Raw genomic sequence first — 22,695 nt, 5'->3', positions numbered from 1 at the left:
GCTCACCCGCCCAGCAGGCGGGACTTCTGGACCGCGAACTCGTCGTCGGTCAGCAGGCCCGCGGTGCGCAGCTCGCCGAGCTTGAGGAGCTGGGCGTGCAGCTCGTCGACCGACGGCGCCGCGGCCTGCGGCGCCGCGGCCTGCGCTGCCGGGGCCTGCGGTGCGGCCTGCGGTGCCGGGGCCTGGTGCGTCGCCGCGGCCTGCTGGGCCGCGGCGGCGTGCCGGGCGGCCCGGCGGTCGTGCTGGGCCTCGGCGACCCGCCCGGACACCGCCGATGCCGTCCCGGCCACGACCGCGGTCCGGGCCATCGTGCCGAGCAGCCCCGGGCCGCGGCGGCCCCGCCCACGGGCGAACCTCATCGGGCCGCCTCCGCCGTCGCGGGGGCGTCCAGGGCGGCCAGCGCCCGCTGCACCTGCTCCACCGGGATCCGGTCGTGCGCGATCAGCCGGCCGGACGCGGCCCGGACGGCGCCGGCGAACCGGCTCGCCCACAGGCTCTCCCAGACCAGGACCAGCGTGGTGCTGCCCGGCGTGAGCTCGGCGGCGATGCCGTCCAGGTCGTCGTCGGACAGCAGCTCCAGGACGTCGCCGTCGACGGCGTCGAAGTCGACACCCGCCTCGGTCAGCTCCGCGCCGCGGACGGCGCCACCGGCGTCCTTGTGCACGACGGCCGCGTCCAGCAGCCGCACCGTTCCGGCGTCGACGAGCTCCGCCAGCGGCCCGACGACCGCGGGGGCCAGCCGGTCGCCGTCGAACTCGATGGCGACCCACTCGACGGGCCCGAGCGGGCCCACCACCGGATCGCCGGGACCTGCACCCGTCATGGACACGTTCCTCCTCCGGCGTGCGGATGATCCACCGCGGTCGCCGGGAGCGACGCTAGTGCGGCGGCGGAGCGCCCGGACAGGGCTGAACGGCCCTGACGCGCAGGGCGCCGGGGGCGCCGCAGTACCCTCCGTCGATGACGGTCCGGGACAGGGCACCGCGGCTGCTGCGGCGACGCGGGGACTCCGAGGTCGCGCCGATCGAGCTGTTCTTCGACCTGGTCTACGTGTTCGCGATCATCCAGGTCTCGCACACCCTGCTCTACCACCTCACCCCGCGCGGGGCGGTCGAGACGGCGCTGCTGTTCGCGGCGGTGTGGTGGCTGTGGAACTACTCGGCCTGGGCGATGAACTACCTCGATCCGGCGCGGACGTCGGTCCGGCTGCTGAACGCGCTGCTGATGCTGGCCGCGCTCGGGATGGCGCTGGCGCTGCCGACCGCCTTCGGTGACGGCGGTCTGCTCTTCGCCGCCTGCTACGCCACGGCGCAGATCGGGCGCCCGCTGTTCGTCTGGATCACCATGCGCGGCCACGTGCTCTCCCGCAACTACCGGAACCTGCTGGTGTGGAGCTCGGTCGCGGGGGCGCTGTTCCTGCTCGGCGCGCTGCTGCCGCCGACCGCCCGGCTGGTCGTCTGGGGGCTCGCGGTGGCGGTCGACCTGGTCGGGCCGCTGGTCGAGTTCCGGGTGCCCGGCCTCGGCTCGACGCCGATGCGGAGCTGGCCGGTCGACGTCGAGCACCTCGCCGAGCGCAACCGGCTGGTCTTCATCATCGCCCTCGGCGAGTCCATCCTGATCATGGGTTTCACGCTGTCGGAGCTGGAGCCGATCACCCCGTACACGGTGCTCATCGCGGTGCTCGGGTTCACCGGCCTGGTCGCGCTGTGGTGGTCCTACTTCGCGGTGGCCGGGCACGACGCGCCGGCCGGCCGCGGCGACGGCAGCACCCGCGCCGCCCGGTCGGCGTTCGCCTACGCGCACGGCCTGATGGTCGGCGGCGCGGTGCTCTTCGCGGTCGCGATCGACCTGCACCTCACGCACCCGCAGAGCGGTCCGGCGCTGGTGCTCGTCTCGGTCGGCGGGCCGCTGCTCTACCTGGCGGGCAACGCGATCTACCTGCACAGCCGGACGGGCACGGCCGGCCGCAGCCGCTTCGTCGCGGCCGGGGTCCTGGTCGTCGCGGCGGTGCCGGCGCTGCTGCTCGGCGAGGCGCTCCCGGCGATCGTGACCGGGCTGGTGGTGCTGGCCGTGCTGATCGGGCTGGCCGTCGTCACCCAGCTGGCGCGACGGACGCCCGCCTACTGAGCGTCCCGCAGCGCGTTCTCCACGACCTCCGACAACGCCGGGTGGATCCAGTACTGCACGTCCGCGGTCCGCTGCGCGGTGAGCCCGAGGGCCATCGCCTGGACCAGCTGCTGGATCAGGGTGGCCGCCTGCGGGCCGAGCACGTGCGCCCCGAGCAGCGACCCGTCCGGCGCGGTGATCACCTTGCAGAAGCCGCGGCGCTCCTCCAGCGCCCAGCCGTAGGCGACGTCGGCGTACTCGTGCAACCCGATCCGGTGCGCCAGGCCCTCGTCGCGGCACTGCTGCCCGGTCCGGCCGACCATCCCCACCTGCGGGTTCGCGAACACCGCCGCCGGCACCGGATCGTGGTCGACGGCGCGCAGGTCGTCGGGATGCGCGAGATTGTGCGCGACGACCTGCGCCTCGTGGTTGGCGACGTGCTTGAGCGGGTGCGGGGTGCTGATGTCGCCGAGCGCCCAGACACCCTCGGCGGTGGTGCGGCGGTGCCGGTCGACGCGGACCCGGCCGTCGTCGTGGGTGGCGACGCCGCCGGCCGGGAGATCCATCCGGTCGCCGTTCGGGGTGCGGCCGGCCGCCACCAGGAGCCGGTCGGCGTGCACCTGGGTGCTGTCGTCGAGATGCAGGGTGACCTCGCCCGGGCCGCCGGTCACCCGCTCCACCGACCGTCCGGTGTGGACGTCGAACCGCTCCCGGGCGGCCGCGGTGAACCGCTCCGCCACCGTCTCGTCCATCCCGCCGAGCAGGGTGTCGGCGACCTCGACGATCGTCACCTCGCAGCCGAGGCCACCGAAGACGTGCGCGAGCTCGGCCGCGATGTAGCCGCCGCCGAGCACGGCGAGCCGCCGGGGCAGCTCCTCGATCCGCATGATCGTGTCCGAGGTGTCGAACGGGACGCCGGACTCCGCGACCGGCGGTGGCACCGACGGCCGGCCACCGGCGGCGAGGACGATGCGGTCGGCGGTGAACGCGGTCCTGCCCCCGTCGGCGAGCTCGACGGTCATCGCCCGCGGCCCGGTGAACCGGGCGTGCCCGATGTGCACGGTGCCGTGCTCGCTGCGGTACGCGCGGCCGTCGTCGCCGATCGGGTCGAGACGGCCGTACACCCGGTCCACGATGTCGCGCCACCGCACGCCGTCGATCCGGGCATCCACCCCGAAACGGGACGCCGTGCGCACCGACTCGGCGACCTCGGCGGTGTGGGCGAGCATCTTCGTCGGGATGCAGCCGACGTTCAGGCAGGTGCCGCCGAACCGGGTCGCCTCGACGTGCACCACGTCGAGACCGGCGAACCGCTCGTCGACGATCGTGTTCCCGGAGCCGGTGCCGACGACGGCGAGATCGTGATGGGTCACGATCGGAGCCTAGGAAGTGCTGCCGGACCCCGCCCGTCGAACGCGGTTGACCTCGACCCGGGTTCAGCATCCAGGCTCGTGCCATGAGCACCGATGCGAGCGTCCGCTGGGCCTACCTCTTCGAGCACCCCGGGGCCGACCCGGAACGGGACCGGATGGTCCTCGACTCCGGCGGGGTGCGGTCGCTCCTCGTCGCCGTGCCCGGCACCGCCGCGGCGCCCGCGGTGGCCGCCCACTGGTCCGCGACGAGGGAGTCGGCCTGATCGAGCTGTGCGGCGGCTTCGGCAGCGCCGACGTCGCCGCCGTCACCGCCGCGGTGGGGGATGCCGCGGGCGGGGTCGCCGGTCAGGTCGCCGTCGGGCACGTCGTGTTCGGGGTCGATCAGGTCCTCGCCGCGGCCGCCTACGCCGCGGCCGCCTCCGCGACACCCTGAGCGCCCCGCCCCGCACCCGGGCGGAGCGGGAGCCGATCTCCGATCTGCGTCGATCCATGGGTGGCAATGACGCTGATGCGTCCTTATCATCCTCGCGGTACCGCAGCTCCGGTTTCGACGATCGGCACTGCGGACATGTCGCCGAGCACCGGGAGATCCCACGTGAAGAGCCGATCCGTTCCTCGCACCGTCGGTGCCGCACTGGCCGCGACCGCGCTGGCCGTGCTGGCCGGCTGCGGCGGGGGAGACACCGGCGGGGAGCAGCCCCCGGCGAGCGGGGAGGCCGCGGGCGGCACGCTGACGGTGTTCGCGGCCGCCTCGCTGACCGGCACCTTCGAGGAGCTGGAGCAGCAGTTCGAGGCGGCGAACCCGGGCACCGACGTGGTGTTCAACTTCGCCGGGTCCTCCGCGCTGGCCCAGCAGATCAACCAGGGTGCCCCGGCCGACGTGTTCGCCTCGGCGGACCAGAACAACATGACCAAGGTGACCGACGCGGACAACGCCGAGGGCGAGCCGGTGGTCTTCGCGACGAACACGCTGCAGATCGCCGTCGCCCCGCAGAACCCGAAGGCGGTGGCGTCGCTGGAGGACCTGGTGAACCCGGACCTGCGCACCGTGGTCTGCGCGCCGCAGGTGCCGTGCGGGTCGGCCACCGAGAAGGTGGAGCAGGCCGCCGGCGTCGACATCCCGGCGGTGTCCGAGGAGCAGGACGTGAAGTCGGTGCTGCAGAAGGTCACCACCGGCAACGCCGACGCCGGGCTGGTCTACCGGACCGACGTCACCGCCTCGAACGGGCAGGCCGAGGGCGTGGACATCGCGCAGGCGTCCGAGGCGGTGAACGAGTACCCGATCGTGGTGCTGCGGAACACCCAGAACCAGGCCCTCGCCCAGCAGTGGGTGGACTTCGTGAACGGCGACGAGGGCCGGCAGGTGCTGGAGGCCGCCGGCTTCGGCGCACCCTGAGCCGGGCTCAGGGCCGCCAGCGGCGCACCAGGTCGGCGGCGGTCACGATCCCGCGGATGCGGCCGCCGGTCTCGACCAGCACCGCGTCCCGCCCGCGGGCCGCCATCACCCGCGCGGCCTCGGAGAGCCGGGACGTGCCGGGCAGCAGCAGCGCGGGGCCGTGCACGTCGGCGACCCGCAGCACGGTCCAGCCGAGCGGGCTGCGCTGGGCGGCGATGCCGCGCAGCAGGTCCGCCTCGGTGGCCATGCCGCGGCAGCGGCCGCCGGCGAGCACCGGGAGGTGATGGACGTCCTGGGCGAGCATGGCCTCCAGCGCGGTCCGCACCGGGGTGTCCGGGGTGACCGCGACCAGCCGGGCCGACATGATCTGCCGGAGCTGCGGGTCCGGCCGCTCGTCGAGCGTCTCCGGTGGCGCGGCGAGCCGGACCGGCTCGTCGGCGGCGCTCACGACACACCCCCGGCGACCTCGGCGGGGGCGCCGTAGTCCTGGCGGGTCAACCGCCTGCGGAACACCCAGAACGTCCACGCCTGGTAGCCGATCACGATCGGGGTGAAGATCCCCGCGACCCAGGTCATGATCGTCAGCGTGTACGGGGTGGACGCCGCGTTCACCACGGTCAGCGAGTGGGCGGGATCGATGGTGGACGGCAGGACGTCCGGGTACAGCGACCCGAACAGGGTCACCGCGACGGCGACGATCGCCACCGTCGTCGCCGTGAACGACCAGCCCTCCCGGCCGCGGGCGACCAGCACGGTCGCCAGGACCAGGCCGAGCGCGGCGACCGCGACCGGGGCGAGCGCCCACAGCGGTGCGCCGTCGAGCAGCGTCCACACCAGGAACACCCCGCCGGCCGGGACGGCGAGCAGCCCGGCCGTCACCGCGACGGCGGCGGACCGCTCGCGCACCGGCCCGTCCGTCTTCAGCGCCAGGAACGCCGCGCCGTGCAGCGCGAACACCAGCACCAGGGTCACCCCGCCGAGCAGCGCGTAGGGGTTGAGCAGGGTGAGCAGGGTCCCGGTGAACTCGTGGTCGGCGTCCAGCGGGACACCGTGCACGATGTTCGACAGCGCGACGCCGACCAGCAGCGCCGCGACCAGCGACGACCCGGTCAGGATCCGGTCCAGCACCGGCGCCCAGCGCGGCTCCTTGGACCGGTACTCCAGGGCGATGCCGCGCAGGATCAGCGCCACGAGCAGCAGCAGGAACGCCAGGTAGAACCCGGAGAACAGGCTCGCGTACCACTCGGGGAACGCCGCGAACGTCGCGCCGCCCGCGACCAGCAGCCACACCTCGTTGCCGTCCCAGACCGGGCCGATGGTGCCGAGCGCGACCTGCCGGTCGTGCTCGTCGCGGGCCACCGCGGGCAGCAGCATCCCGACCCCGAAGTCGAAGCCCTCCAGGCACAGGTAGCCGGTCCACAGGACCGCGATCAGGACGAACCACACGTCGACGAGTTCCACGCCGTCCTCCTCAGTAGCTCGGTACGGGATCGGCGACGGACGCCGGTTCGCCGGCGGTGGCCCCGCCCGGTGGCGGCGGGCCCGCCTTCACCGCCCGGATCAGCAGCACCACCTCGACCACCGCGAGCACCCCGTAGAGCAGGGTGAACACGATCAGCGAGGTCAGCACCGACGCCCACCCGACCGACGGGGACACCCCGTCCGCGGTCTGCAGCACGCCGAACACCACCCACGGCTGGCGGCCCATCTCGGTGAAGATCCAGCCCGCCGAGTTCGCCGCGAACGGGGTGACCAGCCCGAGCAGCGCGACGGTGCCGAACCAGGCGGGGAAGCGGCCCGCCCGGCGCCGGGTCAGCCAGAGCCCGATCACCGACACCAGCGCGGCGAGCAGCCCGAACCCGATCATCAGCCGGAACATCCAGTACGTCATCGCGATGTCCGGGGTGTAGAGGCCGGGCCCGAAGGCGGCCACCGCCTGCGCCTGCAGCTGGTTGATGCCCTCGACCCGGCCGTCCCAGGTGCCGGTCGCCAGGAACGACAGCAGCCGCGGGACGCGCAGGCTCCACAGCTCCTGGGTGCCGTCCGGGGTGCCGATCGTGAAGATCGAGAACGACGCGGGCGCGACGGTGTCCCAGAGCGCCTCGGCGGCGGCCATCTTCATCGGCTGCTGCTGGGTCATCAGGCGGGCCTGGATGTCGCCGGTGAGCACGACGCCGAGGCTCGCGACCAGCACCGTCCACAGGCCCAGCCGGATCGAGGGCCGGAAGACCTCCGGGTACCGGCTCCGGGCCAGGTTCCAGGCGCTGATCGCGACCAGGAACATGCCGGCCGTGACGAAGCAGGCGGTGATCGTGTGGCCGAACGCGGCGACCGCCGTCGAGTTGGTGAGCAGAGCACCGAAGTCGTTCAGCTCGGCCCGCCCGGTGGCCCGGTTGACCGCGTACCCGACCGGGTGCTGCATCCAGGAGTTCGCGGCGAGGATGAAGTACGCCGACAGGATCGTGCCGATCGCGGCCAGCCAGATGCAGGCCAGGTGCACCCGCTTCGACAGCCGGTCCCACCCGAAGATCCACAGTCCGAGGAAGGTGGACTCCAGGAAGAAGGCCAGCAGCCCCTCGACCGCCAGCGGCGCCCCGAAGACGTCGCCGACGAACCGGCTGTAGTCGCTCCAGTTCATCCCGAACTGGAACTCCTGGACGATCCCGGTGACGACGCCCATCGCGAAGTTGATCAGGAACAGCTTGCCCCAGAACTTCGTCATCCGCAGCCAGCGGTCGTCACCGGTCGCGACCCACACCGTCTGCATGCTCGCGACGAGCACGGACAGGCCGATCGTGAGCGGCACGAACAGGAAGTGGTAGACGGTGGTGACGGCGAACTGCCACCGCGCCAGGTCGAGATTCATCCGATCTCAGCGCCCCTCCGAGCCGATGAGTGGCCCGGTCGTCCGGGCCGTCGGCTCCGAGCCTCGCCGCCGCGGGGGCGGGGCGGACCGGGCGGAGGACCGGCCGTGCGGCGCCGGTGGTCCGCCGGGACCGGGACGTTCGGCCCACCCCGGCCGGTCCCCGGCACCGCGCGGGACCGGTCCGGGCCCACCCCCACGTGGGCCCGGACCGGCGTTCAGAGGGCGTCGACGACCTTCTCGGGCGCCCGCCGCGGCGTCGCGGGCACCGGGACGCCGTGCCCCAGCCGCAGGACGACCTGCGGGGGACGGGTTCCGCCGAACAGCCGCCGGGCCTGTTCGCGGATGTCGGGGACCTCGACGAGCTGGGACAGGAACGACGCGGACAGGCCCGCGACGGTGGCCGTCAGCAGCACCCGCTGCAGCGCCTCCCCGGCGCGCAGCTCCTCGCGCGGCCCGTCGGTGTGCACGCTCAGCACCGCGATCAGCGGATCGGACTCGAAGGCGGCGGGGGCCGGGCGCGGATGCGCGTCGCCGCCGAAGTCGCGCACCACCCACGGCTGGTTCGGCGGCGGGCAGGGCCCGCCCGCGGAGGCGGGGACGCCGTCGTCGCGGGCCGGGGAGCGCCCGGTCCAGGCGGCCAGCTCGGCGGCGAAGGCGGCGTCCGCCTGCTGCAGCAGGTGCGCCTCGCGGGCCAGCTTGCCCAGCTCGGCCAGCTGCATCGGGTCGGTGACCAGCTGCAGCCACGCGCCCTCCTCGAAGGCGGCGAGGCGCAGCGCGGACCGGGCCGGATCGGGCACCGCGGTGTCCCGGAACGGCCGCCGGTTGGTGCGCCGCCGCGGCACCGCGTCCAGCAGGTTGCGCTGCTCGGGGGTGGCGCGCACGATGCCGCCGTGCCGGACGACCGCGACCAGGTCCGGTTCGCCGGGCTGCGGGTAGCGGCTGACCAGCGGCCGGATCCCGGAGCCGATCAGCGCGAGCCGCAGCGTGAACAGCGCCGCGCCGCAGCCGATCCGCAGCTCCCGGCCGGTCGGGTCGGCGACCGGCAGCAGCCGCTGCGGATCGGCGCGCAGCTCGATCCGGTCGGGCAGCAGCCGGAACCGCCACGGCTGGCTGTTGTGCAGCGACGGCGCGCGGGTGGCGAGCCGGACCACCGCTGCGGTGGTCTCCTCGTCCAGCCCGAGCGCGCCGGTGACCGCCCCGGAGTGACAGGTCGCGTCCATGCGGTCCCCCTCTGCGGGCGGTGCCTGGGTCCCGCCCGGTCGACGGACCGATGGTGGCCCGGCCCGGGCCGGCCGGTCAGGTGCGAAGGTCCCGCCGTGCCCGGGACCGCGGGCCCACCCGCCGGTGGGGTAACCGCCGGGAACGCTTGTGCGAGTACACCTGGGGTGCCAGGTTCGGCGCCGGGAGCGGAAACGAGGTGGGCGGTATGGGGGATCCGGAGGCGGATCCGGCGTCGGGCGAACTCGCCCGGATGCTGTCCGGTCTGCGGCTCGACCAGCTCATCGGCGAGGTGCAGGACCGGCTCGGCCAGATCGCGACCGCGCGGTGGCGGATGCAGAAGCTGCTCGACGCCGTGCTGGGCGTCGCGGCCGGGCTGGAGCTCGACGCGACCCTGGAGCGGATCGTGCAGTCCGCCGTCGACCTGGTCGACGCCCGCTACGGCGCGCTCGGCGTGCTCGCCCCGGACGGCTCGATCGCCCGCTTCATCGACGTCGGGCTGGACGCCGGTACCCGCGCCGCGCTGGGCCGCCCGCCGGAGGGCAAGGGCCTGCTCGGGCAGCTGATCGAGGACCCCCGGCCGCTGCGCCTGGCCGATCTGTCGGCGCACCCGTCGTCGGTCGGCTTCCCGCCGAACCACCCGCCGATGCGCAGCTTCCTCGGCGTCCCGATCCGGGTCCGGGAGGCCGTGTACGGCAACATCTACCTCACCGAGAAGGTCGGTGCGGCCGAGTTCACCGCCGACGACGAGCTGATCCTGCAGGCGCTCGCCGCCGCCGCCGGGATCGCCGTGCAGAACGCCGACCTGTTCGAGCAGGGGCTGCTCCGCCAGCAGTGGCTGGAGGCGTCCGCCGAGATCCGCGGCGAGGTGCTGGCCGGGACCGGCGAGGCCGACTCGTTGGCCCTGGTGGCCCGCCGCTGCCTGGAGCTGTCCCGGGCCAGCGGCACGCTGATCGCGCTCGGCCCGGACCAGGACGGCGAGTTCCGCGAGGGCGCCACCGCGGGCCGGCCGTGGCCGTCCGGCGGGCTCGGCGGGACCCTGCTGCGCGACGTCGTCGAGGGCCTGCAGCCGGTACTGGCGCAGAGCCCGCGGGCGTTCCTGAACGCCCCCGCGCACGACGACCGGGCCGGCGGCGGCCCCACCGTCGCGGTCCCGATGCGGGCGGTCGAGCGGGTGATCGGCGTCCTGATCGCGCAGCGCGAGCCGGGCGACCCGCCGTTCCGGCCGTCCGAGGTGCCGCTGCTGGTGTCGTTCGCCGACCAGGCGGCGCTGGCCCTGGAGCTGGGGGAGAAGAACCGGGCGCAGCAGCAGCTGGCGGTGCTCGCCGATCGCGACCGGATCGCCCGCGACCTGCACGACCACGTGATCCAGCGGCTGTTCGCGGTCGGCCTGAAGCTGCAGGGGACGCTGCGCCGCACCACCGACGCCGACGTGCGCGAGCGGGTCGAGCAGACCGTCGACGAGCTGGACCGGACCGTCCGCGAGATCCGGACGACGATCTTCGACCTGCACACCGCCGATCACGGCACCGGCGGGCTGCGCCGCGCGCTGCTCGACACCGTCGCCGAGGTCACCTCGGAGTCCGGCATCGCGACCTCGGTGCACACCACCGGTCCGGTCGACACGCTCGTCCCGCCGACCGTCGCGGCCCATCTGCTGGCGGTCGTCCGGGAGGCCGCGACGAACGCCGTGCGGCACTCCGGGGCGAACACGCTGTCGGTCACCGTCGCGGCCGGCCGGGACCTGAGCGCCGAGATCTCCGACGACGGCTGCGGCCTCGGCGACACCGAGCGGCGCAGCGGGCTGCGCAATCTCGCCGATCGCGCCGCCCAGCTCGGCGGGGAGTGCACGCTCGACTCCCCGGCCACCGGGACCCGGGTGCTCTGGACCGTCCCGCTGCCGTGACGCCCGCGGCTCAGCGCCGGGCGCGGCGCCGCTCGACGGCGTACACGGCGGCCTCGGTGCGCCGCGAGTAGCCGAGCTTGTGCAGCACCGAGGAGACGTAGTTCTTGACGGTCTTCTCGGCCAGGTGCAGCTCGTCGCCGATCCGGCGGTTGGTCAGGCCGTCCGCGATGAGCTCCAGGATCCGCTGCTCCTGCGGGCTCAGCGCGTCGTAGCGGGGATCGGCGTCGGCGTCGACGCCGCGGCGCAGCCGGTCCAGCACCGCCGCGGTCGCCTTCGGGTCGAGCAGCGAGCCGCCCGCGGCGACCGTGCGGACCGCACCGACCAGGTCCACCCCGGCGACCTGCTTGAGCAGGTAGCCAGAGGCGCCGGCCATGATCGCGCCGAACAGCGCCTCGTCGTCGGCGTAGGAGGTCAGCATCAGGCAGGCCGGCGGCGGGGTGACCGTGGACCGGATGTCCCGGCAGACGCTCACGCCGTCGCCGTCGGGCAGCCGGACGTCGAGGATCGCGACGTCCGGGCGCAGCGCCGGCAGCCGGGCCGCGGCCTGCGCCGCCGTCGCGGCCTCGCCGACGACCTCGATGTCGTCCTCCAGCTCGAGCAGCTGGGCCAGCCCACGCCGGACGATCTCGTGGTCGTCGAGCAGGAACACCGAGATCGTCACAGTCGCCTCCGGGTCGCGGGCTGGTCGAGAGCGACGGTAGTGGCAGGCGGCCGACTCCCGCAGCGACCGATCGGCCCCGGACGGGTGGGTCGATGGTCCGTGTCGGCCGTCACCCGCCGGGCTACTCGCCGCGCAGCAGCACGTCCCCCAGCCGGCGCCGCGGGGTGGCGGGCAGCTCCCGGCCGTCCGGGGCACGACCGACCCGGATGATCAGCTGCGGGTGCTCGGTGGTGCGCAGCACCCGGGTGGCCAGCCCGGACCGGGTGCGGACGGTCTCCAGGATCCGGGACAGCGGGCAGGTCGCCAGCCCGGCCCTGGTCGCGGCGAGCAGCACGATCCCGAGCGCCTCACCGGCGGCCAGCCGCGCCGGGTCGTCGTCGGCCGGGGTGCTCAGCGCGAGGATCGTCGCCCGGTCGGTGGCCAGCGGCGGCACCGGCAGCGATCCCGCGGGGAACCGGACACCGATCTCCGGCTCGCGCGGCCACGGCACCCCCGCCGGCACCGAGCCGGTGCGCACGCCGTCCCGGGAGTCCGCGTAGCGGTGCGTCCACACCAGCAGCTCGGCGGCGTGCCCGGGCCGCGCCCGCAGCTCCCGGGCGGCCTCCTGCTCCAGCTCGACGAGATGGTTGCGGGCCACCGGATCGGTGACCGTGTGCAGGGTGACGCCGTAGCGGGCGGCGCGGGCGCCGAGCGCGGCCCGGGTGTGGTCGGCGAGCCCGCCGTCGCGGAACGGCCTGCGGTCGGTCCGGCGGCGCCGGATCGCCGGGGCGAGCTGCGCGTCGTTGCGGTCCGCCGCGGTCGGCGGCCGGCCGGTGAACCGGACGGTCGCCAGATGGTCGCGGTCGTCGTCCGGGAACCGCTCGGTCCGGTGCCCGATCCCGGACGCGGCCAGCGCGACGTGCAGGGTGGCCAGCGCCGCCCCGCAGCTGACGAGATGGTCGCGCCGGTCCGGGTCGGTGAACGGCAGCCGCCGGTCCGGATCGGCGTACAGCTCGACCCGGTCGGCCGCGATCCGCCACCGCCACGGCTGCGCGTTGTGCACCGACGGCGCGGTCAGCGCGGTCGCGACGGCGTGCCGGACGGTGTCCGGGCGGGGCAGCGCCGGGGCCTCGGCGGCGCTCACCGGGCCACCGCCGTCCCGGCCGCAGCGCCCTGCCCGCCGTCCGGCGCGGGACCGGCCGCCGCCAGCTCGGCGGCGACGGTGGCGGCCCAGGCGCCCCAGCCGTCCGCGCCGGGCGCCTGCACCGGCGCCCGCAGCTCCAGCTCCGGGGCCGGCGCGGGATGCGGGTGCGCCCCGCCCGCGGGTGCGGCGTCGAACATCCACAGCGGCCGGACCCGCAGCACGACGCGGTGCCTGCGCAGGAACCGCCGGGCCACCGACCGGGCCCACGGCCGGTCCCAGGCACCACCCAGCACGACGGCCCGGACCCCGGCCAGCGACGGCACGTCGGCGGCGGTGGTGATCAGCGGGCGCAACCCGCGCAGGGACAGCTCGTGCCCGATCTCCGCGGCCGCCCGCAGCGTGCGGTGGTCGGCGGAGGTGAGCGCGATCAGGACGGTGCCGTCCTGCGGAATCCGGTCGGTCATGGGGTCCTCCCCTCGGTGGCCCCCCGAGCGTGCCCCCGGCCGGACCGGCCGGGCAGGGCCGTCGGTCACCCGGCTCCCGGACGGAGGACCCGACCCGCCCGCCCGGCGCACCGGCCGTAGGCTTCCGCGGTGGCCCACGAGGACGAACGCATCGCACTGCTGCTCGACTACGAGAACCTGGCGATCGGCGCGCGCGACGGTCTCGGAGTCGTCCCGTTCGACTTCGGGCCGGTCGCCGACGCACTCGCCGAGCGCGGCCGGGTCGTGGTGCGGCGCGCCTACGCCGACTGGTCGTCGTTCGACGAGGACCGGCGCCTGATGGCGCGCGCCCAGGTCGAGCTGATCGAGATCCCGCAGCGGATCGGCGGTTCCCGCAAGAACGCCGCCGACATCAAGCTCGCGGTCGACGCGATCGAGCTCGCCTACGAGCGCGAGTTCGTGACGACCTTCGCGATCGCCACCGGCGACTCCGACTTCACGCCGCTGATGCACAAGCTGCGCGAGCTGGACAAGCGGGTGATCGGGATCGGCGTGCAGTCGTCCACCTCGGCGCTGCTGCCCCCGGCCTGCGACGAGTTCCTGTTCTACGACCGGCTGCCGGGCCTGGAGCCGAGCCGGGAGCCGGCCCCGCCGCGCCGCCGCCGCGGCACCCGCCCGCCCGCCGCGAGCACGACGGCACCGGCGCCCGCCCCGGCCGCGCCCGCCGAGCCGCAGCCCGAGCCCGCCCCGTTCGACCTGACCTTCCGGGCCGCGCCCGGCTCACCCGACGCGGAGGAGACCGCGACCACCGGCGCCGAGGAGCGCGACGTCGCCGGGCTCGTCGTGAGCACCCTGGCCGGGCTGTCCCGGCAGGCCGACGGCCCGGTGCTGGCGTCCCGGCTGAAGCGGGCGGTGTTGCGCAAGGACCCCACGTTCGACGAGTCCGACCACGGCTTCCGCGGGTTCGGCGAGCTGCTGCGGCACCTGGAGGGGCAGGGCGCGGTCGCGCTCACCCCCGGTTCCGCGCAGGGCGATCCGGAGGTCGCCGTCCCGGACGACCCGGACGCCGACCAGGACGCGTTCACCCTGCTCGTCGACGTGGTGCGGGACCTGACCGCGGCCGGCGGCCCGCCGCAGCTGTCCGGGCTGAAGGACCAGCTGCGCAAGCGGGTGCCGGACTTCTCCGAGAAGCGCTACGGCTTCGGCAGTTTCCTGTCCTTCGCGAAGGCGGCCCGGGCCCGGGAGCTGATCGGGATGGCCTGGCAGGACGAGACCGGCGACTACGTGCTCAGCCCGCGCTCCTGACACGGGACGAGGGCCCCGCCGTGGCGGGGCCCTCGTCGGGAGCGGGACCGGTCAGCGGCCGGTGGCCCGGCGGGTGCCGCGCTGGAACAGCGTGCCGGCCCGGGAGACCACGGCGCCGGAGACACCGAACGCGGTGGCGACCGCGCCGGCGGCGACCCGGCTGCCGAACCGGATCGGGTTGAGCGGCCGGTAGACCCGCGCGGCGAACTCGTCGAGCTGGGTCGCGGCCCGCTCGCCGCCCTCGTAGAGCCTGCGGGCGAGCTTCGCGCCGGTGTCGTCGATGTCGTCGGAGATCGTCTCGCCGACCCGGGCGGCCCGGTCCGCGGTGCGCACCGCGGTGTCCGCGCCGCGATCGGCGGCGGCCTGCACGGTCGCCGCGGAGCGCTCGGCGGAGGCGCTGACCTCCCCGGCGACCTGACGGCCGGTGCGCGAGGCGTTGCCGGCCAGCTGCCGGCCGGTGGTCCGGGCGGCGTCGGCGGCCGCCTTGCCCGCGTTGCCGGGCGCCTTGCCGTTGCGGGAGACCTTGCGGGCCTCCTTCGCGACGTCCTCGGCGCCCGACCGCGCGGTGTCCGCCGCCTTCGACGCGGCGCTGCGGGTCTCGCCGGCGACCTTCTTCCCGGTCGTCCGGGTGTCGGAGGCGACCTCGTCGGCGGTCCGCGCGGTCGCGGACGCGGCCTTCGACGCGGTGTCGCGCGCGGCGGTGGCCGTCGCACCCGCGACGGCGCCCGCCGCGGTGCTGCCGGTGCCGTCGGACCCGGACTCCACGGACCGGCGCTCGCGGACCGCGCCGTCGGTGCCGTACACGACGAGGGTGCCGCCGCCGTCGTTGGCGATGATCTCCACCGCCCGGGTGATCGCCTCGGCCTGGGTACCGGCCTTGGCGCTGGGGCGCTGCGCGCCCTGCTTCTCGACGGTCCAGCCGTCGTCGGCCGGCTTCACATGGCGGTCGGCCATGGCGGTGTCCTCCTGTACGTGGAAATCACGGGTGGCGCCGGGTCCCGGCGCTCGTGCTCCCGGTGGATTCCCGGGCCGTCGCGGAGGTAAACGCTGGTCAGCGCCCTGTGCGCAAGGTCTCCCGGCGCCCGTACGCGATCGCGGCGGCGAGCAGGCCCAGCACGACCGGGGTGAGCACCAGCAGCCCGCCGTGCAGCACGAACGCCTGGGTGAGGCCGGCGCCGACCATCAGCAGCACCAGCCCGACCGCGGCGGGGCCGGCGAACCGCCTGGTCATCAGCCCGATCCCGCCGGCCAGCTCGAGCGCCCCGACGACGTAGCGCAGCCACTGGCCGGCGCCGATCTCCTCGAAGATCAGCACCGCGTACGGGTCGCCGTAGAACTTCGGCACCGCCGAGGCGAACACGAAGAACAGCCCGAGCAGGATCTGCAGCACCCACAGGGCGCGGTGCGCGACGGGGGAGAGGACGGGACGGGCGCTCGGCTGGGTGGACACGGTGGACCTCCGGGATGCGGTCGCCGCGGACCTCCCGCAGCGCTCACCGGAGTGGACCGCCCGGGGCGCCGGGACTCATCGGCCGCGCCGATCACGGCGGCCGGGGCGTCCGGAGGGGATACACCACCGGGAACCGGGATCGCGACCGGAGTCGCGATGCCCGGTGTCCCGATGGTGCCCGGCACCGACAGGGGCTCCCGGTTCTGCAGGTGCCGGTCGCCCGGTTCAACGCACGAGAGCGCCGCGAGTTGTGGGGGGAGTGGCGTCAGTCTCGGATCCGACCGCGAGCGGCGCCGTGCCCGCGGCGGGCGGTGAATCGGTTCCGTTCACGACGGTGCGCGGCGCAACGCCGCGATCGTCGGTAGCGGACGGGCGACGGACGGGGTGACCTGGGCCATAATCGAATCCATGCGAGATGAACGTTGGCGGGTCGAGGTCGGTCCGGAGAACGCTGCCTGGCTGGCGACCGAGTGCCGCACCGCGCGGCTGGCCCGCGAGTACCGCCCGGTCGACGCGGGCGAGGGGATCGTCGAGTTCAACCGGCTCGCGATGGGCGCGATCCGGGAGCTCGGCGAGGAGGAGGACGGCTACGTCACCGACGACGGCGACGGCCTGCGCATCTGGATCGGCGACGACGCGTTCGAGCTGGAGCGGGTGGACTGAACGCGACGGGGCCCGGCCGTGCGGCCGGGCCCCGTCGAACGTCCGTCCGGTCAGCCGATCTGCCGGTCGGTCGGGTTGATCGGCCGGGGGAGCACGCTCCGCCCGGTGAGGTAGGCGTCCACCCCGGCGGCCGCCGCGCGGCCCTCGGCGATCGCCCACACGATCAGCGACTGCCCGCGGCCGATGTCGCCGGCCACGAACACGCCGTCCGCCGAGGACATGTAGCTGTCGTCGCGGGCGACGTTGCCGCGCTCGTCGAGCTCGACCGCCAGGTCCTCGAGCAGCTTGCCCTTCTCCGGGCCGACGAAGCCCATCGCCAGCAGGACCAGCTGGGCGGGCAGCTCGCGCTCGGTGCCCTCGACCGGCTCGAAGCCGTTGTCGCCGCGCTTGACCTCGCAGATCCGGATGCCGGCGAGCTTGCCGTCGGCGTCCTTCACGAACTCGGTCGTGTTGCACGAGAACAGCCGCTCGCCGCCCTCCTCGTGCGCCGAGGACACCCGGTAGACCGTCGGGTAGGTCGGCCACGGCATGTTCTCGGTGCGGTGCTCCGGCGGGGTCGGCATGATCTCCAGCTGGGTCACCGAGCGCGCGCCCTGGCGGTGCGAGGTGCCCAGGCAGTCGGCGCCGGTGTCGCCGCCGCCGATGATCACGACGTCCTTGCCCTCGGCCGAGATCGGCGGCGCGTCGATGTCGCCCTGCTGCACGTGGTTGGCCCACGGCAGGAACTCCATCGCCTGGTAGACGCCCTCGGCGTCGCGGCCGTCGGCGGGCAGGTCGCGCCACGCGGTGGCCCCGCCGGCGAGCACGACCGCGTCGTACTCGGAGCGCAGCTGCTCGACGGTGATGTCGGTGCCGACGTCGACCGAGGCCCGGAAGTGGGTGCCCTCGGCGACCATCTGCTCCAGCCGCCGGTCCAGGCGGGCCTTCTCCATCTTGAACTCGGGGATGCCGTAGCGCAGCAGCCCGCCGATCCGGTCGGCCCGCTCGAACACGACGACGTCGTGCCCGACCCGGGTGAGCTGCTGGGCGGCGGCCAGCCCGGCCGGCCCGGACCCGACGACGGCGACCTTCTTCCCGGTCTTCGCCGACGGCGCCTGCGGGCTGACCCAGCCCTCGTCCCAGGCCCGGTCGATGATCTCGATCTCGACCTGCTTGATGGTGACGGCGTCGTCGTTGATGGCCAGCACGCAGGCCGCCTCACAGGGCGCGGGGCACAGCGTCCCGGTGAACTCCGGGAAGTTGTTGGTGGCGTGCAGCCGCTCGATCGCCTCCCGCCAGTCCTTGCGGTACACCAGGTCGTTCCACTCGGGGATGAGGTTCCCGAGCGGACAGCCCTGGTGACAGAACGGGATGCCGCAGTTCATGCAGCGGCCCGCCTGCGACTCCAGGCTCTTGCGCGGGAAGTCCTCGTAGACCTCGCGCCAGTCCATCAGCCGCAGGTCCACCGGCCGCCGGGCGGGCGTCCGGCGGGGGGTGGTCATGAAGCCCTTCGGGTCACCCATGAGCAGCCTCCATGATCGCCTCGTTCACGTCGCGCCCCTCGCGCTCGGCGTTCTCCGTCGCGAGCAGCACGCGCTTGTAGTCCTTGGGCATGACCTTGCCGAACCGCTCGACCGCGACGTCCCAGTCGGCGAGCAGCGCCCGCGCGACCTCGGAGCCGGTCTCGGCGTGGTGGCGCTCCACCCGGTCCCGCAGGATCGCCCGGTCGTCGTCACCGAGCGGGTCCAGGTCCACCATCTCCGGGTTGACCCGGTTGCGGTCGACGTCGAGCAGGTAGGCGACGCCGCCGGACATGCCGGCGGCGAAGTTCCGCCCGGTCCGCCCGAGGACGACGACCTGCCCACCGGTCATGTACTCGCAGCCGTGGTCGCCGACGCCCTCGACGACGGCCACCGCGCCCGAGTTCCGGACGCAGAACCGCTCGCCGACGACGCCGCGGACGTACATCTCGCCCGAGGTGGCGCCGTACCCGATCACGTTGCCGGCGATCACGTTCTCCTCGGCGGCGAACGGCGCCGACGGGTCCGGCCGCAGGGTCAGCCGGCCACCGGACAGGCCCTTGCCGAAGTAGTCGTTGGTGTCGCCGACCAGCCGCAGCGTGATCCCCTTCGGCACGAACGCGCCGAAGCTCTGCCCGGCCGAGCCGGTGAACGTGATGTCGATCGTGTCGTCGGGCAGGCCCTTGCCGCCGTGGATCCGGGTCAGCTCGGAGCCGAGCATGGTCCCGACGGTGCGGTTCACGTTGCGGACCGGCAGGTCGAGCCGGACCTGGTCGCCGTTGCGCAGCGCGCCCTCGGCGAGCTGGATCAGCGTGTTGTCCAGCGCCTTGTCCAGGCCGTGGTCCTGCTCGCGGGTGCGCTTGCGCGGCACGTCCTCGCCGTACTCACCGACCTTGAAGATCGGCGACAGGTCCAGGTGCCGGGACTTCCAGTGCTGCGCGGCGGCGTCGACGTCGAGCACGTCGGCCCGGCCGATCGCCTCGTCGATCGAGCGGAAGCCCAGCCGGGCCAGGTACTCCCGCACCTCCTCGGCCACGAACTTCATGAAGTTGACGACGTACTCGGCCTTGCCGTCGAACTTCTTGCGCAGCTCCGGGTTCTGGGTCGCGACGCCGACCGGACAGGTGTCCAGGTGACAGACCCGCATCATGATGCAGCCCGAGACGACCAGCGGGGCGGTGGCGAAACCGAACTCCTCGGCGCCGAGCAGCGCGGCGATCACCACGTCCCGGCCGGTCTTGAGCTGGCCGTCGGCCTGCACGACGATCCGGTCGCGCAGGTTGTTCGCGACCAGCGTCTGCTGGGTCTCGGCCAGGCCGAGCTCCCAGGGGCCGCCGGCGTGCTTGATCGAGGACAGCGGCGAGGCGCCGGTGCCGCCGTCGTGCCCGGAGATCAGCACGACGTCGGAGTGCGCCTTGGACACCCCGGCCGCCACGGTCCCGACGCCGACCTGGGACACCAGCTTCACGTGGATGCGGGCCCGCGGGTTGGCGTTCTTCAGGTCGTGGATGAGCTGCTTGATGTCCTCGATCGAGTAGATGTCGTGGTGCGGCGGCGGCGAGATGAGGCCGACCCCGGGCGTGGAGTACCGGGTGGTCGCGATCCACGGGTAGACCTTGCCGCCGGGCAGCTGGCCGCCTTCGCCGGGCTTGGCGCCCTGCGCGATCTTGATCTGGATGTCGTCCGCGTTGACCAGGTACTCGCTGGTGACACCGAACCGGCCGGACGCGGCCTGCTTGACCGCGCTGCGCCGGGAGTCGCCGTTCGGGTCCGGGGTGAAGCGGTCCGGGTCCTCGCCGCCCTCGCCGGTGTTCGAGCGACCGCCGATCCGGTTCATCGCGATCGCCAGGGTCTCGTGCATCTCCTGGGAGATGGAGCCGTAGGAGATCGCGCCGGTGGCGAAGCGGGTGAGGATGGACTCCACCGGCTCCACCTCCTCGATCGGCACCGGCGGGCGCAGGCCCTCCTTGAAGGTGAACAGGCCGCGCAGCGTCATCAGCCGCTTCGCCTGGTCGTCGACGGCCCGGGTGTACTCCTTGAAGACGTCGTAGCGCCCGGACCGGGTGGAGTGCTGCAGCTTGAACACCGTCTGCGGGTTGAACAGGTGCAGCTCGCCCTCGCGGCGCCACTGGTACTCGCCGCCGACCGGCAGCGCCCGGTGCGAGGCGCGGACGTCGTCGGCCGGGAAGGCGCGGCGGTGGTGGGCCAGCACCTCCTCGGCGAGCACGTCGAAGCCGACGCCACCGAGCCGGGAGGTGGTCCCGGTGAAGGCCGAGTCCACGACGTCCTGGCCGAGCCCGACGGCCTCGAAGATCTGCGCGCCGGTGTAGGACGCGACGGTCGAGACGCCCATCTTCGACATGGTCTTGCGGACGCCCTTGCCGAGCGCCTTGACCAGGTTCTTGGCCGCGGTGCGCCCGTCCACGCCGGGGATGTCGCCGCGCTCGGCGAGGTCCTCGACGGTGGCCATCGCCAGGTACGGGTTCACCGCGGAGGCGCCGTAGCCGAGCAGCAGCGCGATGTGGTGCACCTCGCGGGCGTCCGCCGACTCGACGATCAGCCCGACCCGGGTGCGCGAGCGCTCCCGGACCAGGTGGTGGTGCACCGCGCCGGTGAGCAGCAGCGACGGGATGGCGGCGTGCTCGGCGTCGACGCCGCGCTGGGAGAGCACGATCAGCCGGGCGCCGCCGTCGATCGCGCGGGAGACCTCCTGCTTGATCTCGGCGAGCCGGGACAGCATGCCCTTGCCGCCGTCGCGGGCCAGGAAGATCCCGGGGACGACGTGCGAGGCGAACCCGGGGAACTCCTTGTCGTCGTTGATGTGCACGACCTTGGCGAGGTCGTCGTTGGTGAGCACCGGGAACGGCACGACGATCGTCCGGCAGTGCGCCGGCGTGGCGTCGAGCAGGTTCTGCTCCGGGCCCAGCTGGCTGAACAGCGAGGTGACGAGCTCCTCGCGGATCGCGTCCAGCGGCGGGTTGGTGACCTGCGCGAACAGCTGGATGAAGTAGTCGTAGAGCTGGCGCGGGCGCTCGGAGATGGCGGCCAGCGGCGCGTCGTTGCCCATCGAGCCGATCGGCTCGGCGCCGGACACGGCCATCGGGCGGAGCAGCAGGTTCAGCTCCTCCTCGGTGTACCCGGCGGCCTGCTGGCGCAGCGTCAGCGCCTCGTGCGACGGGATCTCCCGCTTGCGGACGGGGAGCTCGTCGAGCCGGATCAGGCCGGCGTGCAGCCACTCCGCGTACGGGTGCTCGGCGGCGAGCTCGCCCTTGATCTCGTCGTCGTCGACGATCGTGCCGCGCTCGGTGTCGATGAGGAACATCCGGCCCGGCTCCAGGCGGCCCTTGCGGACCACCTTGTCCGGCTCGACGTCCAGCACGCCGACCTCGGAGGCGAGCACGACCAGCCCGTCCTCGGTGACCCAGTAGCGGGCCGGGCGCAGGCCGTTGCGGTCGAGCACGGCGCCGATCTGGGTGCCGTCGGTGAAGGCGACCAGCGCCGGGCCGTCCCACGGCTCCATCAGGGTGGAGTGGTACTCGTAGAACGCCCGCCGCTCGGGCGACATCTCGGTGTTGTGCTCCCAGGCCTCCGGGATCATCATCAGCACCGCGTGCGGCAGGCTGCGCCCGCCCAGGTGGAGCAGCTCCAGGACCTCGTCGAAGGTGGCCGAGTCCGACGCGTCCGGGGTGACGATCGGGGTCAGCCGGGAGAGGTCCCCGGGCAGCTTCGCGGACTCCAGCAGCGCCTCGCGGGCGGCCATCCAGTTCCGGTTGCCGCGCAGCGTGTTGATCTCACCGTTGTGCGCGACGTAGCGGAACGGGTGCGCCAGCGGCCAGGCCGGGAACGTGTTCGTGGAGAACCGCGAGTGCACGATCGCCAGCGCCGAGGTCACCCGCTCGTCGGTCAGGTCCGGGTAGAACGCGGCGACCTGCGGCTCGGCGAGCATGCCCTTGTAGATGATGGTGCGCGGGGACAGCGACGCGAAGTAGGTGTCGTGCGCGTGCTCCACCCGCTTGCGCAGGCAGAACGCGCGCCGCTCCAGGTCGATCCCGGTCGGCGCGCTCTCCGGGGAGTCGCCGGTCAGCTCGGCGCCGCCGACGAACAGCTGCTTGAACGTGGGCATCGCGGCGAGCGCGGTCGGGCCCAGGTCGGCGGCGTCGGGGTCGGTCGGCAGCTCGCGCCAGCCCAGGACCGTGAGGTTCTCCTCGGCGGCCAGCGCGTCCACCGCGGCGACCGCGGCGTCGGCCCGCTCCGGATCCTGCGGGAGCATCGCGATGCCGACCGCGTAGGCGCCCTCGGGGGGCAGCTCGAAGTCGGTGACCTCGCGGTAGAACCCGTCGGGGACCTGGATCAGGATCCCTGCGCCGTCACCGGTGTTGTGCTCGGAACCGCGCGCACCACGATGCTCCAGGCGCAGAAGTGCCTCGATGGCCTTCTGCACGATGGCGTGGTCGCGCTTGCCGGTGACGTCGGCCAACATGGCCACACCGCAGGCGTCGTGCTCGTGATCGGCGGCATACAGACCACCGGGCGAGGGGCGACGCGTCTGGTCACTGATCGCGGCCAACTGCTCCTCCTGTCGTCTCGGTGCACCTCTGCCACCCGCATCGGACGACCCGGGAACCGGCAGCTCGCTGCGGTCCGAAAAGGGTTTCCAGAATACAGCGAGCACCCGGGATGGGGCGT

General features: G+C 74.1%; 21 protein-coding genes. 7 read left to right on the top strand and 14 right to left on the bottom strand.

All coding sequences use genetic code 11. From position 1 onward, the window contains the following. Positions 1–2: 2 nt before the first annotated feature. Both ABD160_RS09850 and ABD160_RS09845 read right to left on the bottom strand, forming a co-directional pair. The gene (locus ABD160_RS09850; RefSeq protein ID WP_344020684.1) at positions 3–359 is read right to left on the bottom strand and encodes an SHOCT domain-containing protein; all 357 of its coding nucleotides are present in this window, start codon (positions 357–359) and stop codon (positions 3–5) included. After that, positions 356–823 (bottom strand): DUF6325 family protein, encoded by a 468-nt coding sequence (locus tag ABD160_RS09845; protein ID WP_344020682.1) that lies wholly within the window; start codon positions 821–823, stop codon positions 356–358. The genes ABD160_RS09850 and ABD160_RS09845 overlap by 4 nt, the downstream gene beginning before the upstream one ends. Before the next feature lie 137 nt (positions 824–960). On the opposite strand from ABD160_RS09845, the gene ABD160_RS09840 reads away from it, so the two are divergent. Continuing rightward, the gene (locus ABD160_RS09840; RefSeq protein ID WP_344020680.1) at positions 961–2,127 is read left to right on the top strand and encodes a low temperature requirement protein A; all 1,167 of its coding nucleotides are present in this window, start codon (positions 961–963) and stop codon (positions 2,125–2,127) included. On the opposite strand, the gene ABD160_RS09835 is transcribed toward ABD160_RS09840, so the two are convergent. Further along, entirely contained in the window at positions 2,121–3,479 is a 1,359-nt protein-coding gene (locus ABD160_RS09835; protein WP_344020678.1) for a mycothione reductase, read from the bottom strand. The two genes, ABD160_RS09840 and ABD160_RS09835, sit on opposite strands and share 7 nt — an antisense overlap. A gap of 83 nt (positions 3,480–3,562) precedes the next feature. Between ABD160_RS09835 and ABD160_RS09830 the strand changes: the two genes are divergently transcribed. From ABD160_RS09830 to modA, 3 genes are all read left to right on the top strand, one after another. Next, the gene (locus tag ABD160_RS09830; RefSeq protein WP_344020676.1) at positions 3,563–3,742 is read left to right on the top strand and encodes a DUF6506 family protein; all 180 of its coding nucleotides are present in this window, start codon (positions 3,563–3,565) and stop codon (positions 3,740–3,742) included. After that, positions 3,715–3,912 carry a DUF6506 family protein gene (locus ABD160_RS09825; protein ID WP_344020915.1) on the top strand — a complete coding sequence of 66 codons (198 nt, stop codon included), beginning with the start codon at positions 3,715–3,717 and terminating at the stop codon, positions 3,910–3,912. The genes ABD160_RS09830 and ABD160_RS09825 overlap by 28 nt, the downstream gene beginning before the upstream one ends. Positions 3,913–4,074: 162 nt before the next feature. Then, positions 4,075–4,875, top strand: a complete 801-nt coding sequence (gene modA / locus ABD160_RS09820) for a molybdate ABC transporter substrate-binding protein (protein WP_344020674.1) — start codon at positions 4,075–4,077, stop codon at positions 4,873–4,875. A gap of 7 nt (positions 4,876–4,882) precedes the next feature. Here modA and ABD160_RS09815 read toward each other — a convergent pair whose 3' ends face one another. The 4 genes from ABD160_RS09815 to ABD160_RS09800 all read right to left on the bottom strand — a co-directional run bounded on the left by ABD160_RS09815 (position 4,883) and on the right by ABD160_RS09800 (position 8,961). Beyond that, positions 4,883–5,323 carry a CBS domain-containing protein gene (locus ABD160_RS09815; RefSeq protein ID WP_344020672.1) on the bottom strand — a complete coding sequence of 147 codons (441 nt, stop codon included), beginning with the start codon at positions 5,321–5,323 and terminating at the stop codon, positions 4,883–4,885. Next, positions 5,320–6,336, bottom strand: a complete 1,017-nt coding sequence (gene cydB / locus ABD160_RS09810) for a cytochrome d ubiquinol oxidase subunit II (RefSeq protein ID WP_344020670.1) — start codon at positions 6,334–6,336, stop codon at positions 5,320–5,322. The genes ABD160_RS09815 and cydB overlap by 4 nt, the downstream gene beginning before the upstream one ends. 10 nt (positions 6,337–6,346) lie before the next feature. After that, entirely contained in the window at positions 6,347–7,741 is a 1,395-nt protein-coding gene (locus ABD160_RS09805) for a cytochrome ubiquinol oxidase subunit I (RefSeq protein ID WP_344020668.1), read from the bottom strand. Between the two features lie 215 nt (positions 7,742–7,956). Next, positions 7,957–8,961, bottom strand: a complete 1,005-nt coding sequence (locus ABD160_RS09800; RefSeq protein ID WP_344020666.1) for an Acg family FMN-binding oxidoreductase — start codon at positions 8,959–8,961, stop codon at positions 7,957–7,959. 206 nt (positions 8,962–9,167) lie between these two features. Here ABD160_RS09800 and ABD160_RS09795 point away from each other — a divergent pair, with 206 nt between their 5' ends. Beyond that, positions 9,168–10,865: a sensor histidine kinase gene (locus ABD160_RS09795; protein WP_344020664.1), complete on the top strand. Its 1,698-nt coding sequence runs from the start codon at positions 9,168–9,170 to the stop codon at positions 10,863–10,865. Between the two features lie 10 nt (positions 10,866–10,875). Here the strand turns inward: ABD160_RS09795 and ABD160_RS09790 are convergent, their stop codons facing one another. The 3 genes from ABD160_RS09790 to ABD160_RS09780 form a co-directional block, all read right to left on the bottom strand. Continuing rightward, on the bottom strand, positions 10,876–11,526 hold the full coding sequence (locus ABD160_RS09790) for a response regulator (protein WP_344020662.1): 651 nt from the start codon (positions 11,524–11,526) through the stop codon (positions 10,876–10,878). Between the two features lie 121 nt (positions 11,527–11,647). After that, complete coding sequence (locus ABD160_RS09785; protein ID WP_344020660.1) at positions 11,648–12,649, bottom strand: Acg family FMN-binding oxidoreductase; 1,002 nt, start codon at positions 12,647–12,649, stop codon at positions 11,648–11,650. After that, positions 12,646–13,113 (bottom strand): hypothetical protein, encoded by a 468-nt coding sequence (locus ABD160_RS09780; RefSeq protein ID WP_344020658.1) that lies wholly within the window; start codon positions 13,111–13,113, stop codon positions 12,646–12,648. Before ABD160_RS09780 ends, ABD160_RS09785 begins: the two co-directional genes overlap by 4 nt. A gap of 129 nt (positions 13,114–13,242) precedes the next feature. Between ABD160_RS09780 and ABD160_RS09775 the strand changes: the two genes are divergently transcribed. Continuing rightward, on the top strand, positions 13,243–14,397 hold the full coding sequence (locus ABD160_RS09775; RefSeq protein WP_344020656.1) for a PIN domain-containing protein: 1,155 nt from the start codon (positions 13,243–13,245) through the stop codon (positions 14,395–14,397). 51 nt (positions 14,398–14,448) lie between these two features. On the opposite strand, the gene ABD160_RS09770 is transcribed toward ABD160_RS09775, so the two are convergent. After that, positions 14,449–15,351: a DUF2188 domain-containing protein gene (locus ABD160_RS09770; RefSeq protein ID WP_344020654.1), complete on the bottom strand. Its 903-nt coding sequence runs from the start codon at positions 15,349–15,351 to the stop codon at positions 14,449–14,451. A gap of 97 nt (positions 15,352–15,448) precedes the next feature. Continuing rightward, complete coding sequence (locus ABD160_RS09765) at positions 15,449–15,847, bottom strand: DoxX family protein (protein ID WP_344020652.1); 399 nt, start codon at positions 15,845–15,847, stop codon at positions 15,449–15,451. 408 nt (positions 15,848–16,255) lie between these two features. Between ABD160_RS09765 and ABD160_RS09760 the strand changes: the two genes are divergently transcribed. Beyond that, positions 16,256–16,510, top strand: coding sequence for a hypothetical protein (locus ABD160_RS09760; protein WP_344020650.1), 255 nt, complete (start codon positions 16,256–16,258; stop codon positions 16,508–16,510). A 50-nt stretch (positions 16,511–16,560) separates the two neighbouring features. On the opposite strand, the gene ABD160_RS09755 is transcribed toward ABD160_RS09760, so the two are convergent. Together ABD160_RS09755 and gltB are read right to left on the bottom strand one after the other, a co-directional pair. Then, positions 16,561–18,012 carry a glutamate synthase subunit beta gene (locus tag ABD160_RS09755; protein WP_344020648.1) on the bottom strand — a complete coding sequence of 484 codons (1,452 nt, stop codon included), beginning with the start codon at positions 18,010–18,012 and terminating at the stop codon, positions 16,561–16,563. Next, positions 18,005–22,489, bottom strand: a complete 4,485-nt coding sequence (gene gltB / locus ABD160_RS09750) for a glutamate synthase large subunit (RefSeq protein WP_425563595.1) — start codon at positions 22,487–22,489, stop codon at positions 18,005–18,007. Before gltB ends, ABD160_RS09755 begins: the two co-directional genes overlap by 8 nt. Between the last annotated feature and the right edge of the window lie 206 nt (positions 22,490–22,695).

The sequence above is a fragment of the Pseudonocardia kongjuensis genome (genome assembly GCF_039526905.1).
Taxonomy (GTDB): Bacteria; Actinomycetota; Actinomycetes; order Mycobacteriales; family Pseudonocardiaceae; genus Pseudonocardia; species Pseudonocardia kongjuensis.
Note: the sequence above shows the minus strand (reverse complement) of the source record. Positions and strands in the feature narration are given on the sequence as shown.

Excerpts from the sequence above, each read along its gene's own strand:
- ABD160_RS09850 (WP_344020684.1), bottom strand. The coding sequence starts at position 359 with ATGAGGTTCGCCCGTGGGCGGGGCCGCCGCGGCCCGGGGCTGCTCGGC.
- ABD160_RS09845 (WP_344020682.1), bottom strand. The coding sequence starts at position 823 with ATGACGGGTGCAGGTCCCGGCGATCCGGTGGTGGGCCCGCTCGGGCCC.
- ABD160_RS09840 (WP_344020680.1), top strand. The coding sequence starts at position 961 with ATGACGGTCCGGGACAGGGCACCGCGGCTGCTGCGGCGACGCGGGGAC.
- ABD160_RS09830 (WP_344020676.1), top strand. The coding sequence starts at position 3,563 with ATGAGCACCGATGCGAGCGTCCGCTGGGCCTACCTCTTCGAGCACCCC.
- ABD160_RS09805 (WP_344020668.1), bottom strand. The coding sequence starts at position 7,741 with ATGAATCTCGACCTGGCGCGGTGGCAGTTCGCCGTCACCACCGTCTAC.
- ABD160_RS09800 (WP_344020666.1), bottom strand. The coding sequence starts at position 8,961 with ATGGACGCGACCTGTCACTCCGGGGCGGTCACCGGCGCGCTCGGGCTG.
- ABD160_RS09795 (WP_344020664.1), top strand. The coding sequence starts at position 9,168 with ATGGGGGATCCGGAGGCGGATCCGGCGTCGGGCGAACTCGCCCGGATG.
- ABD160_RS09780 (WP_344020658.1), bottom strand. The coding sequence starts at position 13,113 with ATGACCGACCGGATTCCGCAGGACGGCACCGTCCTGATCGCGCTCACC.
- ABD160_RS09770 (WP_344020654.1), bottom strand. The coding sequence starts at position 15,351 with ATGGCCGACCGCCATGTGAAGCCGGCCGACGACGGCTGGACCGTCGAG.
- ABD160_RS09760 (WP_344020650.1), top strand. The coding sequence starts at position 16,256 with ATGCGAGATGAACGTTGGCGGGTCGAGGTCGGTCCGGAGAACGCTGCC.
- ABD160_RS09755 (WP_344020648.1), bottom strand. The coding sequence starts at position 18,012 with ATGGGTGACCCGAAGGGCTTCATGACCACCCCCCGCCGGACGCCCGCC.
- gltB (WP_425563595.1), bottom strand. The coding sequence starts at position 22,489 with ATGTTGGCCGACGTCACCGGCAAGCGCGACCACGCCATCGTGCAGAAG.